We start from the raw sequence: 13,736 nt of genomic DNA, 5'->3' as shown, positions 1-13,736 counted from the left end.
TTTGCCTCGCGGCTATACAACTTTTACTGATAGTTCACAATGACTTGCAGACCCTGAACACGAACAGGCCGCTGTCCAGGCAGTAACTTAAAACGAAACTGCAAAGGAGCACTTACCTGCCTTCCCGCCAGCTCGGTGACCGTTCCGCGCCCTCCCGAGAGAGCCACACACTGCTCCGGATGGCATAGCCATGCGTTGATAGCGCTGCCCGGCGGCGCCTCAAGCTGCCAGTGTATCCGATCAATCACACGATTGTGCACCTGTACAGAATCGGGTGGCGTCATTGACTGGCTACGGGTTTCCCGGTCACTCATGGCCACCATCACGCCCGGCACCGAGGTGCTCCAGCTGCCCGCCGCCTGAGCGCTACCGATGAGACCTATCAACCCGCAAACACCCATCATCTTGAATAGCTTGCTTAACATGTCGAATATTTCCTTATCAGCGCGCCAGCACCAGAAGATCGATGGCCAAATAGTGGCTAGCGGCTTCACGCAAGTTTTCCAACAAGCCTTGGCGCGACAAAGAGGGCTCGTGCAGTGCCAATAATCGGCGAGGCCCGCCATTGTCACGCGCCTGGCGAAGTAGCCGGTACATCTCGGCAAATGCGTCCGCATCGCTGTTAACCCAGAGCGCCCAACGCGCATGCCGAGCACTTAGCTGAGCCAGATCAGGCGCATTAACGCTAACCGCCTGTATATCCCAATCGTCAGGTGATCCTGCCCAGTGACGGCCCAGCGCAGACCATTGAGCCAGGCGATGTTGAGCCTGTTTGACAGCCTGCGCGCCCTGCCCTGGCAAACCAATAATATACAAGGGCTTTTTAGGTCGCGAAGGGGCTTTCGCAACCGGCTGCTCGTCAATCGTGGGGGTGGGCGAAACAGCACCTGGCGCGGGCGCAGGCGCTTCGCTCATCACCTCCATATCACTTGCCAACGGCGCATCAGGCTGGCTGGGTGCCTGCTTCTGACGCTGGCTGTCGGCCCATTGGCGCAAGCCCGCCGCCTGATCCTGACTCATACATTCACCTCTCGGCTAACGCTGCCCAATTGGCGAATGGCGTCGCGCGCCATAAAGGCGTACATCAACGCATCCAGCATGGCCGTATCGCGGCGTTTTCGGCGCGTGCCCAACAGGCTGAGTAGATCGCTACGCAGACTGGACGCCTCATCATCATCCGCGTTATCCAAATGCCCGACCACTGACGCGACGCCGCTGGCTAACAGTAGACGTACTTCTGGATCCACGTCCCCGCTATCGGCCTCTTTAAACTGCTGCAACGCGCGTTTGGTGAGCGCTGCCAGGCCCTCACTTTGCAGCTGAATGACCAGTTGGAAAAGTACATCGGCGCCTAAACGAGCCGGCGTCAACCAGTAGCGCCGGGCAACGACCTTGGCACTTTCGGGGTCACGAACCTCCCCATACCACGCAAGCAGTACACTGCCCGCCTCATTTTGCACTTCGGCATAAGCGGTCCATAACTGCATGGACTGGCCACGAAACCGCACGCTGACATGATGGCTGAGCGTGCTTTGTTCAAATAGTCCGCGTAGCGCAGAACGCTCGCCATGAAAGTATACACGCTGTGCGGATGTCACAAGGCTGACCCAAGTCAGCTGTTGCTCATTCAGCCACTGCACGGTTTCTGCCGGAGGCAGCACGGGCAATAGATGCACCGTGGCGCCCGCCTCCATTCGTGTCTCAAGCCTGGCCTGCCAACCCGCAGGTTGGCGATGTTGAAGCATGGGGACGGCATGCCAAGCGCCCCGTTCGTCCATGCTGATATCCGGCATCGACCAATCACAGCCACGCTCGTTACGGCGTGCCGCCCACACCACACCAGGGGCGGGTAACGCGTGCGGCAACAGACGAGTAAGCTGCGCGCTCTGTAGCTCGCTCGGCAAAGCGCTAACATCCCACATGGCTTCCAGCGTGGCGAAGCCTGCCAAACGCTGGCGCAGCCGCGTCAGTAGTAGCGACAGCCTCCGCCCTTGGCCAAGCACATCTCGCGACCAGCGAGGCATGCTAGCCGGTGCCGTGAAGCCAGGCTGCGGCGCTGCTTTCGCCTGGCTTTCCAACGCCTGGTTGATCAGCGCATCCGGCAGCGCCACGCTCATATCTTCGGGCACTTGCTGCCCATGAGAGCTAAACAGCACGCGCATACCATGACGGATAACAATATCCAGCACGGGGGCTAGTCGGCCGGCTTCATCCTGCTTGGTAATAATACAGTCATCAAGCTCAGCGCCTGCCGCCCGCGCGGCCTGACGATAACGCAGCACGACTTCTTCCAGGGTTTCTGGCTGGCTAGCCGCGTTCAACAGCAGTACCAGCCTTACCGTGGAACTTCCGCCCTGCAAATGAGCAATTTGATCAATAACACGCTGGTCACGCTGGCTCATCCCAACCGTATCAATCATGACCCACTGCTTGCCGTGAAGGCGGCCCAGCAGATCATCGACCGGCTGCTCAGCATCAAGGGCGTACATGGGGGTATCCAACAGGCGTGCGTAAATCCTGAGCTGCTCATGGGCGCCGATACGAAAGCTATCCGTGGTGACCAGCGCGACAGGGCGTGTGCCATGTCGCATCACAAAGCGCGCCGCAAGCTTTGCGGTGGTCGTGGTTTTGCCTATTCCGGTAGGACCGACCAAGGCGACGATGCCCGTTTGGTCAAAAAAACTGGCCTCGTCATTTAACACATGAAGCCTGCTTGTCAGCTGCTGGCGCAGCCAATCAAGCGGTTGCTCACTTTCAGGGCCAAGCGCTTTCAATGATGCTGGCAGACCCGCGAGTACTTCATCGCCAAGCTCGGCGCTAAAGCCAACTCGCGTCAACAACTGAGAAAGCCGCGCGCGCGTATCGGAGGCTTGTTGCACCGACTCGGCGGGCCGAGGCGCCTGCTGGCTCGTTACCTGTTGGTTAGTTAAAAGCGCGCGCATATCTTGCATTTCACGCAGTAGGCGCTCACTCATGGCCTGAAGAGGGTCCGTCGCTGTAGCGGGTTCTACCGTACTTGCGGTTACCTCTAACGCGGCGTCGACAGGCTCGACAGCCTCATCGGCCATCGCCATGATTTCAACGCCGTCATCAGTACGGCGGTTCGCCAAAATTAGCGCATCATCTCCCAGCGTTTCACGCACCTGGCGCATGACATCACGACTGTTTGCTCCCGTAAAACGCCTAACGCTCATGTCTTACCTTTTGTTTGTACACATAGCTGACACGTTCGCTGCTTGCGGTCATGGTTAGCGGCCACCCACTGTGGTGGTCACACGCAGCGTGCGGTCATCCGGAATTTCTGCTTGTGACATGACCACAAGATGCCGCAAACGACGGCGCAAAAAGCGTGATAGCACGCCACGCAGCGAGTGCTGAACCACCAATACCGGTGCCTCCCCGCTACTTTCATGCTGCTCCAGAGCCTGCTGCGCCTGATCCATCAAGGTTTCAGCCAAGCCTGGCTCCATCGCGCCATTCCCGTTCATCGCCTGTATCAGTACCTGCTCCAGTTGGGCATCCAGCCCCATCACATTGAGGGTTTCCTGTCCGGCAAACCACTGCTGCGTAATGGCCCGGCCTAATGCAATACGCACCAGCGCGGTAAGCTCATTAGGATCTTTTTGCTGACCGGCATGCTCTGCCAGGGTGTCCAGAATCGTGCGCATGTCACGAATAGACACATCCTCTTCCAGCAGATTCTGCAAAATACGTTGCAGAATGGTCAGAGAAATTGCCTTGGGCACTACTTCTTCTACCAGTGATTTCTGCTCTTCGCCCAGCTTGTCGAGCAGCTTCTGGACCTCCTGGCGGCCCAGCATTTCGGGTGAATGTCGATGTAGCAAATGATTAAGGTGAGTCGCAATAACGGTACTGGCATCGACCACAGTATAGCCATACACCTGGGCGTGCTCACGCTGATTGGTGTCGATCCAAACCGCGGGTAAACCAAAGGCAGGGTCGTGAGTGGCAGTCCCTTGCAGTTCCCCAGAGACCTGCCCCGGGTCAATGGCGAGCCACTTGCCTGTCTGCGCTTCGGCGCGACCTATTTCAGCGCCTTTCATGGAGAGCACGTAGGTATTAGGCGGCAGTTCCAGGTTGTCGCGGATATGCACCACCGGTGGCAGGAAACCGACCTCCTGAGCAAACTTTTTACGCACGCTTTTAATACGCCCCAGAAGCTCGCCTTTTTGGCGGGCATCGACCAGTGGGATTAAACGATGGCCCACTTCAAGTCCAAGGGTATCGACCAGATGGACATCTTCCCAGCTGGCCTCAGGAGTTTCCTGGGTAACAGGTGCTTCTGTAGCGATCTCCTCTTTCACTTGGACTTTCTGATTGTGACGCATCAAGAGCCAAGCCAAACCGCCCAGCAGTGCGGTAAAAAACAGAAAGACAAAGTTCGGCATGCCCGGCACCAGGCCCAGCAGCCCCATAACCGCGGCCGCCAGAATCATCACCTGAGGGTTCACGAACAGTTGGCTGATCATTTGCTGGCCAACATCCTGCTCGGTATTAACGCGCGATACCGTTACACCAGCCGCGGTGGAAATGACCAGTGCCGGAATCTGAGCGACCAGGCCGTCGCCAATCGTTAGCAGCGTATAAGTACGGCCCGCATCGGCGAAGCTCATATCGTGCTGCATCATACCAATCAACAGGCCACCGATAATATTAACCACCATGATGACCAGACCCGCCATGGCATCACCGCGTACAAACTTACTGGCACCGTCCATCGAGCCATAAAAGTCGGCTTCCTGGGCGACTTCTGAACGACGCTTTTTGGCTTCTTCTTCACCAATCAAGCCAGCATTTAAATCGGCATCAATGGCCATCTGCTTGCCAGGCATTGCATCCAGCGTAAAACGTGCGCCGACCTCAGCAATTCGCCCAGCGCCCTTGGTGATCACCATGAAATTGATAATGACCAGTATCAAGAAGACCACTAGGCCAACGGCAAAATTACCCCCTACCAGAAAGGTACCAAACGCTTCGATGACCTTACCGGCCGATGCGCCGCCCGCGTAGCCATCCATCAATACTACCCGCGTTGAGGCGACGTTAAGCGAAAGACGCAGTAGCGTGGTAAATAGCAAAACAGCAGGAAACGCAGCAAAATCCAAAGGCTTTTCGGCAAACATGCTGACCAACAACACCATGATGGCCAAGGCGATGTTAAAGGTGAACAGCATATCCAGCGCAAAGGGCGGCAAGGGCAGGATCATCATGCCCAAAATCATTAAAATCAGCACCGGCCCGGCAAGCAGCTTCATGCGTACCTCGCCCATCCAGCCACGCTGAGAGACCAGTTGGTTTAAACCTTTCATGGCGGTGCCTCATTGCCACTGGCCTGACGGCCAGGGGTTTGCATTTCCGGGGGTACCGGCAGATTATCGGGAGTTGGGGGCACCTCGCCTCCTTGTTGTCCAACATGCTTTAAGCGGTAAGCCCACGCCATCACTTCTGCCACCGCTGTATAAAGCTCGGCAGGCACTTCGGCCTCTAGATCCACATGATGATAAAGGGCGCGCGCCAGCGGTGCAGCCTCCAAGCGAGGAACGCCTGCCTCTATGCCCAGCTCGCGTATTTTTACCGCAACGGCATCCGCCCCTTTGGCCACCAGTCGCGGTGCTCCCATGCTGCCCTCTTGATACATCAAGGCCACGGCATAATGCGTTGGGTTGGTAATAATAACGTCGGCCTCTGGCACCTTGCTCATCATTCTACCCCGAGCCATCGTCTGCTGCTGTTGACGAATGCGTCCTTTAACATGGGGGTCACCTTCTGACTCTTTATGCTCGCGCTTCACCTCTTCTTTACTCATGCGCAGCTTCTTGGCGTTACTCCACAGCTGAAAAGGTACATCGATAAGAATGACGATCATTAGCGACAGTACGACCAAACCAGCCGCCTGGGCCGCCATATTAAGCGCACTGACCAGTGCTTGATGCACGGGCTGATCCATTAGCGCTAAAAACTTACCCAGGTTGAGATACAAAAACGTCCCGGCCACGCTACCCACCAGCACCGACTTGGCAATCGCTTTCGCCAGCTCAATCAACGCTTGGGTCGAAAATATCCGCTTAACCCCTGCGATAGGGTTTAGCTTGGAGAGCTTGGGCTGCATGGACTTTGCGGATATCAGCCACCCCCCCAGTAAGGCAGGAGCCGTTAACGCAATGACCGCCAGCAGTAGAAATAGCGGCATCATGGTAAACAGCGTCCGCTGCCCCAGGTTTAGCGCATTGACCAGCATGGGCATCTCTTCCATGGCTTGGCGCCGGTCAAACATGAAAGCCTGCTCCATGACCATTCCCAACTGGTCATAAAAAATCTGCCCCATGCCCCATAACCCACCGACACCGCCCAGCAGCAGCAAAAACGTGGTTAGCTCACGCGACCGAGGTACCTGCCCCTCTTCACGCGCTTTGCTTTTGCGCCTGGGCGTGGCCTCTTCGGTCTTTTCCTGATCGCTATCGTTATCTGCCATGCTACATCCGGCTTAGCGTGCGTGGCGCACCATAAAGTCAGCCGCCCCAAGGGACGGCTGAACAAAACGCTTATATTGCCAGATACGGCTTTTTACAATGCTCTAATAACGCCGCATTAAAAGCCCAATTCGTCCAATAAGTCGTCCACCTGATCCTGACCAGTGACGATATCGGGCGCACTCTCCTTGATTTGCGGGCCGTTCAACAAATCCTCTTTACGTCGTGCACTGTCGTTTTTCCACTGATCTTCGGCCTTGCGCTGCATCGATTCGCGTACCTGAGCACCCGGTACGTTGTCGATCAGCACCTGAACAAGCTGATATTCGATCTCACGGATCACGTCCATCATTTTCTTGATCACCTGGCCGGTCAGATCCTGGAAGTCCTGAGCCATCATGATTTCAAGAAGCTCTTTACTCGTCGCCGCCGTCATCGTAGGCACATCGCTTAAGTAGCTGCGCGTATCCTTAACGAGCGCCTTGGCATCTTCCAGATCCTTGGGCGCTTCAAACCACTCAGCCCACTGCTTATCAAGCCCTTCAGCACGCTCAGAGAGTTCATCCTGAAGTGGCTGAGCACGATCAATCGCATTCAATGCGCGGTCGGCTGCCTGCTCGGTCATCGTGGCAACATAGTGCAGCCGATCTCGCGCATCAGGAATGGCTTCAGCCGCTTTTTCGATCTCTTTATCCAATCCCAGCTCGCGCATATTATCGCGTAGCATGCGAGTAAGCTTGCCGATGCGATGAATTAGCTCTTCAGCGCCTTCCTCGGATAGCGGGCTAGAGTCGATCTGCTCATTCTGACTCATGGTATTATCTCCTCGCTCACCAGGCCCTTCGGCCCAGCCGCTTTATTTACCCATTTTTTCGAAGATTTTATTAAGCTTCTCTTCAAGGGTAGCCGCGGTAAATGGCTTAACGACGTAGCCGTTAGCACCCGCTTGAGCGGCCGCGATAATATTTTCTTTCTTGGCTTCTGCCGTTACCATCAATACCGGCAAATGCTTCAAGCCGTCATCCTGACGAATTTCCTTGAGCATTTCCAAACCGTCCAGGTTAGGCATATTCCAGTCAGAAACAACAAATTCAAAATCACCTGCACGCAGCTTATTAAGCGCGTCCTGACCATCTTCTGCTTCATCGACATTGGTAAAACCCAGCTCTTTAAGCAGGCTACGTACAATCCGGCGCATGGTAGGAAAGTCGTCGACTACCAAAAAGCTCATGTTCTTGTCGGCCATTGCTCATCCTCTTATCAATTCACGTCTTGATGACGAGTTATATAGTCAGGGTTAAAAAGCTTCCCACTCTGCGTGGTCGCTGTGGGTTGGCGTTGATCGTGGCGCGGAGGCCGCCGGTAAACTTTTTTCCGCAGCGCGAGGCGGCGTAGAATTCGTTTGCTTAGGCAATGAAGTGCGCTGAGGCGTCTGAGATCCTAGCAACTTAAAGACGGCAACCGCCTGCTCTAACTGATTGGCCTGCTCTTCCAATGAGGCAGCAGCCGAGGAAGCTTCCTGGACAAGGGCAGCGTTTTGCTGGGTGACCTGATCCATCTGCCCAACCGCATGGCTCACCTGCTCAATGCCATCGCTTTGCTCCTGTGAAGCGGCCGATATCTCATCCATGATGTCAGTCACACGGCGCACGGCAGTGACAACGTCTGACATGGTAGAACCTGCTTGCTCCACGAGCGTTGAGCCTTGCTTAATCTGGCTCACCGAGGCATCAATTAGCGTTCTGATTTCCTTGGCAGCATCGGCACTACGACTAGCAAGATTGCGCACTTCACCCGCCACCACCGCAAAGCCACGACCCTGCTCACCGGCACGTGCAGCCTCCACTGAGGCATTCAGTGCGAGGATATTGGTTTGAAACGCAATGGAGTCAATAACACTGGTGATATCGGCCACTTTTTGCGAACTTGTCGATATACCATGCATCGTTTGAACCACTTGGCTGACCACTTGGCCACCGTGCTCAGCAGTTGTCGAGGCATCTGCCGCCAGCGTGCTGGCTTGACGCGAATTATCTGCGTTCTGCTTCACGGTGGCCGTCATCTCTTCCATGCTGGCTGCGGTTTCCTCAATGGCCGCCGCTTGCTGCTCCGTACGTGAGGAAAGGTCGGCATTGCCGCTAGCGATTTCCCGCGTACCATAGTGGATTTCAGAACTGCCCTCTCGGACCCGAGCAACAATCCCCGTCAGGTTTTGCTGCATGGTGGCCATCGCCGAAAACAGGCGACCAATCTCGTTATTGCCCGCCTCAGGTAGTGGTTGGGTAAGATCCGCTTCGGCAATTTTATTTAACCGTTTAACCGCATCGTTTAAGGGCGTCGTCACGGTGCGGCGTAAGCCAATATAAATGGCAAGCGTAACCAGCAACGCTATACCCAATGCAATGGTGCTAACCAGTTTAAAAAAGTTGCCTTGGGCGTGCGCCTCTTGGCCAATACCATCAACCAGCTGGAAGCCATACTCAACGAACGCCGTCGTGCTGGCTGCAAGGCTCATCAGCGGTTCACTTAACGCATCGCGCAGGTCGTTATAGGTATTCATATCCATCTGCTCAAAGCTTTCGTGCTGCTGCTTTACCAATGTCATAACGGCGCGAAAACTTTCGATTAACTCACTTCCTAACACTTCACCCTGCGGCGTACGAGGAGTCGCCACAAAGTTCTCAAAACGCATCTCGGCACGCTCAATACGCTCGGCGGCAATCGCCAACTGCTCGTTGGTTTGGCTCATCTGGCCAACCATTAAGTAGTTTGAAGCCACCTCCATAGCCAGCATGGCCTGGTTGAGTAGCGAATCGGCCCGATTAATCTCATTCAACTGAGCGCTACTGATAAGCCCGTAAGTCGCCAGATTTTCCTGTGATCGTTCCTCTGATAGAAAACTGATGCTCGCCAGTATGATAATCAGCATGGTAAAACACAGTAATGCTGCCACAACAGCCGCATGGATACTCAGGTTACGCAGTAAACGTGTCATTCGATCATCCCCTTCGCCAAGCATTTTTATAGTAAAAAGGTTTATACCCGCTGGGAGCGACCCGAGGCAGCTACCATTGCCATCAACCGGGCGGGAATATCATCGAGTGCCGCAACTTCCACGGCGCCCCCCACGGCTATCGCTTCACGCGGCATACCAAAGACCACACACGTCGCCTCGTTTTGGGCAACGGTAGGCGCGCCAGCCTGGCGCATTTCCAAAAGCCCCGCAGCCCCATCTTTGCCCATGCCGGTTAGAATCACCCCGATGGCGTTACGCCCAGCCTGTTCAGCGGCGGAATGAAACAGTACATCGACGGATGGCCGGTGCCGGTTGACCGGCGGCCCGTTGTCCAGGCGTGCCACATAGTTTGCTCCGCTGCGTACGAGCTTTAAGTGCTGGTCGCCAGGGGCAATGTAGGCGTGGCCCGGCAGCATACGTTCACCATCAGTCGCCTCTTTGACGGTTATTCGACACAACCGATCCAGGCGCTCGGCAAACGAGCGCGTAAACCCTCCCGGCATATGCTGGGTGATCAAAATGGCAGGGGAGTTGGCAGGCAACGGCTCTAATACCGCACGGATGGCTTCCGTGCCGCCCGTGGATGCGCCGATGATAATCAGCTTTTCGCTTGAGACTAACGGCGCTTTTAACTGTGCAGGCGGTGGAGCATTTTTATGGCGCGCCTGACGCGGCCGTGAACGTGCGGCCGCACGCAGCTTTTCGGCGATTTCATTGGCGTACTCCATCATGCCATGCCGAATACCCAGGCTTGGTTTGGCCACAAAGTCCAGCGCGCCAAGCTCAAGTGCACGCAGCGTGATTTCCGAACCGCTTTGCGTGAGCGATGACACCATCAAGACCGGCATGGGCCGCAGGCGCATCAGGCGTTCCAGAAAATCGAGCCCATCCATGCGCGGCATTTCAACGTCAAGCGTGAGCACATCAGGGTTGTGTTGCTTAATTAAATCCCTGGCAACCAGTGGATCAGGCGCCACGGCAACCACTTCCATGTCCGGCTGAGAGTTGATAATTTCGGTTAACAAATCACGAATCAGCGCCGAGTCATCGACACACAATACTTTGATCTTGGCAGCGCTCAATGCACGCCTCCTTTGCAGTTAATGCCGGGTATACTGCCTTGTTTGCACGGATAACCACGCATTAGGCGTATGAAAAGCACGAAAATGGTTCCATTAAGCCCGCGTGTATACCGTCTGGCCCCGCAGCTTGAACGCATCACTAATATACGAAAAGTTTTCAGAGTGGCCGGCAAACAGCAGGCCATCCGGCTTCATAAGGGGCGCAAACCGCTTAAGAATCTTTGCCTGCGTCTCTTTATCGAAATAGATCATGATATTTCGACAAAAAATGGCATCAAACGGGCCTTTAATCGGCCACTGTGTCGACAGCAGATTAAGTGGCATAAACTCAACCAGCTCGGAAACTTCCGGGCGCACACGAGCGAGACCCTGTTGCTGCCCGGTGCCCTTCTGAAAAAAGCGCTTTACACGGGCTTCGTCTAATTTGCGCACCTGCTCTTGCGGATAAATACCGAGGCGCGCACGGCTTAGGGCATCGGTATCTATATCGGTGGCAATAACTTTCGCCTGCGCGGCTTTCGGCCCTAACGTTTCTAACAGCGTCATGGCCAATGAATAAGGCTCTTCCCCTGTTGAGGCAGCCGAGCACCAAATAGTGAACGGACCTTGCTTATGGCGAAGATGCTCTGCCAGAAGAGGGAAATGGTGCGCCTCGCGAAAAAACGCGGTCAGATTAGTCGTCAGCGCATTGGTAAACGCCTCCCACTCTTTTGCGTCAGGCTGACGCTCCAGACGCAACAGGTAATCGGTAAAACGCGTCAAGCCATGATGCCGAAGGCGCTTGGCTAACCGGCTATAAACCATCTCGCGTTTATGCTCGGCCAACACGATGCCAGCACGCTGGTAAATAAGCTCTCGTATTCGTAAGAAATCCGCATCCGTGAGCATCAGATCTCGTTCAATCTGATGACTAGACGCCCACTGATTGGCGTCGACACCTGGTTCGCGTTGTTCGCTCAAAATTCTTCCCATTCCTCTACAGGTGTCGCTTGTCGCTGCACAGCAGGCGCGGCTACTTTGTTGCGCGCTGCGGGGCTGGCAAGCGTTGTTGCTTGTTTAGCAGGTAACGTGTTCGCCAAGGCAACAGGGCGTTCTGGGCTCTTCTGGTTAAGCCGAACGGCTTCAACCGATAACGCCAGCAGGCTTGCCTGTTGCTCTAACGCGGCAGCCGCGCGGGCGGTTTCCTGGACTCGAACAGCATTTTGCTGCGTTGCTTGATCCATTTCGGCGACTGCCTGGTTTACCTCCGCAATACCACTGCTTTGCTCTTCAGACGCTGCCGAAATTTCGTGCATGATATTGGTAATACTGCGTGCCGCCTCAGCGACCTCACTGATCGCGGCTTCTGCTTTTTCAACCAGCCCAGCGCCCGCATTGACTTCCTTGTTAGAACCGTCAATCAACCCTCGAATTTCCTGGGCAGCGCCGGCGCTTTGTCCGGCTAAATTATGCACTTCTTCGGCCACCACGGCAAAGCCACGCCCATGTTCGCCGGCGCGCGCCGCCTCCACCGAGGCATTCAGCGCCAGGATGTTGGTTTGGAAAGCTATCGAGTCGATGGTATTGATGATATCGGCCATCTTTTGAGAGCTTTGGGTAATGCGTTGCATATTGTCTACCAACTGCGCCATTAGCTCGCCCGTTTGAGAAACCCGAGTAGAGTTATTATCGGCGAGTCGGCGGGCTTCTTGAGCGTTGTCGCTATTCTGACGTACGGTAGCCGTCATCTCTTCCATACTGGAGGCCGTTTGCTGTAGCGAAGCAGCCTGTTGCTCGGTACGTGAAGAGAGCGCTTCATTACCTGTCGCAATATCTTGTGCGGCAGGCGTTACGATATCTATCCCGCCTTTTACGTCGCCAATAATGCTGCTTAAGCTTTTACGCATGGCATTAAGCCCATCAAGTAGCTGGCCCACTTCATCGTGCTGACGCTTGGGCGCGGAAGCCGCCAGGTTACCGCCCGCGATTTGCAGCGTAAAACGTGATGCGCCCTTTAGGGGACGTATAATTGCGCGGAAGGTTAACCAACCAATCGCTATCAGCAGCGCCAACCCAACCCCCAGCACCACCGCTTGCGTTGCGATAATGGTGTTTTGCGCGTGCTGGGCATCAACCGCCATTTGTTCAGCCGCTTGCTGTTTTTGCTCAATGAGCTGATTCACGCTTTCAGAAAGTGCCCGCCCCTCATCAGACATGACGCTGATGACGGCGTCCAGCCCAGTAAACGCTTGGTAGGTCTCTTCGGCTTGCAGCACACGGGCCACCTGACCCATTCCCTCCTCAAGAAAGGCCTGAAGTTGATCGTTAAACGCACTGGCAAGCGGCGTGTTATTGACCGCACGGGTGTAATAGCCCTGCCATACGGTGGCTACTTCTTCAGCACGCTGCTCAATGGTTTCACCTATTTCAAAACGCTGATTGATCAACTCCATACGCTCTGGTTCAATCATTCCCTGGCGCGTATTGGCGATCATTTGGTCAATTTGTTGCAGCCTGACGACATCGCGCAAGCCATCGCTATTAAGCCTCTCAAGCCGGTCACTCGACGCGTTAAGGCCGTAAAGCCCCAAGCCACCGCTAACCAACAGCAACGCCGCGGCGACCACGATCATGCCCACCAGTTTGGCACGAATGGTATTAAACTGAATCCTTTTCAGCCGCTGGCCGATACCGCGCTGACGCAGACGCCCCTTGTCCAGGTAGAGATGCTTGTTACGCCCTTCCCGTATTTCAGCATAAGCCTGTTCAGCATGCTTTATGGCCTCACGTGAGGCTTGAACACGCACCGAGGCGTAACCCACCACCTGCTCGTTTTCAATAATTGGCGTTACGCTGGCGTCCACCCAGTAGTGATCACCATTTTTACAGCGATTTTTAACCAACCCACGCCAGGTATCTCCGCCCTGTACGGTTTGCCAAAAATTCTCAAACGCGGCAGGCGGCATATCCGGATGGCGAACCAGGTTATGCGGAGCACCTATCAACTCGTCATGCGTGTAGCCACTTATCTCAATAAATGCCGGGTTCGTGTACGTAATACGACCTTTTAAATCCGTACGAGAGACCAGAAAATCGTCTTCTTTTAGCTCGATTTCACACTGCGAAATGGGTTGGTTATTGCGCATTTAGGGGCCTTATTGTTCAGTT

General features: G+C 55.1%; 11 protein-coding genes. All 11 read right to left on the bottom strand.

The features are described 5' to 3' along the window. Positions 1-23: 23 nt before the first annotated feature. Entirely contained in the window at positions 24-425 is a 402-nt protein-coding gene (locus ACT3R4_RS07960) for a flagellar protein FlhE (protein WP_193053670.1), read from the bottom strand. Positions 426-441: 16 nt separating this feature from the next. After that, positions 442-1,020 (bottom strand): hypothetical protein, encoded by a 579-nt coding sequence (locus tag ACT3R4_RS07955; RefSeq protein ID WP_193053671.1) that lies wholly within the window; start codon positions 1,018-1,020, stop codon positions 442-444. Then, a complete protein-coding gene (gene flhF, locus ACT3R4_RS07950) occupies positions 1,017-3,194 on the bottom strand; it encodes a flagellar biosynthesis GTPase FlhF (protein ID WP_193053672.1) in 2,178 nt (725 codons plus the stop codon). The genes ACT3R4_RS07955 and flhF overlap by 4 nt, the downstream gene beginning before the upstream one ends. 54 nt (positions 3,195-3,248) lie before the next feature. Then, positions 3,249-5,330 (bottom strand): flagellar biosynthesis protein FlhA, encoded by a 2,082-nt coding sequence (gene flhA, locus ACT3R4_RS07945; RefSeq protein ID WP_193053673.1) that lies wholly within the window; start codon positions 5,328-5,330, stop codon positions 3,249-3,251. Further along, the gene (gene flhB / locus ACT3R4_RS07940) at positions 5,327-6,493 is read right to left on the bottom strand and encodes a flagellar biosynthesis protein FlhB (protein WP_193053674.1); all 1,167 of its coding nucleotides are present in this window, start codon (positions 6,491-6,493) and stop codon (positions 5,327-5,329) included. The genes flhA and flhB overlap by 4 nt, the downstream gene beginning before the upstream one ends. A gap of 116 nt (positions 6,494-6,609) precedes the next feature. Continuing rightward, on the bottom strand, positions 6,610-7,305 hold the full coding sequence (gene cheZ, locus ACT3R4_RS07935; RefSeq protein WP_193053675.1) for a protein phosphatase CheZ: 696 nt from the start codon (positions 7,303-7,305) through the stop codon (positions 6,610-6,612). A 42-nt stretch (positions 7,306-7,347) separates the two neighbouring features. After that, on the bottom strand, positions 7,348-7,737 hold the full coding sequence (gene cheY, locus ACT3R4_RS07930; RefSeq protein WP_172117759.1) for a chemotaxis response regulator CheY: 390 nt from the start codon (positions 7,735-7,737) through the stop codon (positions 7,348-7,350). A 51-nt stretch (positions 7,738-7,788) separates the two neighbouring features. After that, positions 7,789-9,486 carry a methyl-accepting chemotaxis protein gene (locus ACT3R4_RS07925; protein ID WP_193056589.1) on the bottom strand — a complete coding sequence of 566 codons (1,698 nt, stop codon included), beginning with the start codon at positions 9,484-9,486 and terminating at the stop codon, positions 7,789-7,791. Between the two features lie 41 nt (positions 9,487-9,527). Next, positions 9,528-10,589 (bottom strand): protein-glutamate methylesterase/protein-glutamine glutaminase, encoded by a 1,062-nt coding sequence (locus ACT3R4_RS07920; protein WP_193053677.1) that lies wholly within the window; start codon positions 10,587-10,589, stop codon positions 9,528-9,530. 93 nt (positions 10,590-10,682) lie between these two features. Further along, positions 10,683-11,549 carry a CheR family methyltransferase gene (locus ACT3R4_RS07915; RefSeq protein ID WP_193053678.1) on the bottom strand — a complete coding sequence of 289 codons (867 nt, stop codon included), beginning with the start codon at positions 11,547-11,549 and terminating at the stop codon, positions 10,683-10,685. Next, positions 11,546-13,714, bottom strand: coding sequence for a methyl-accepting chemotaxis protein (locus ACT3R4_RS07910; protein ID WP_441678391.1), 2,169 nt, complete (start codon positions 13,712-13,714; stop codon positions 11,546-11,548). Before ACT3R4_RS07910 ends, ACT3R4_RS07915 begins: the two co-directional genes overlap by 4 nt. Between the last annotated feature and the right edge of the window lie 22 nt (positions 13,715-13,736).

The organism is Halomonas sp. AOP7-E1-9, from assembly GCF_052376035.1.
Lineage (GTDB): Bacteria > Pseudomonadota > Gammaproteobacteria > Pseudomonadales > Halomonadaceae > Vreelandella > Vreelandella citrativorans.
Note: the sequence above shows the minus strand (reverse complement) of the source record. Positions and strands in the feature narration are given on the sequence as shown.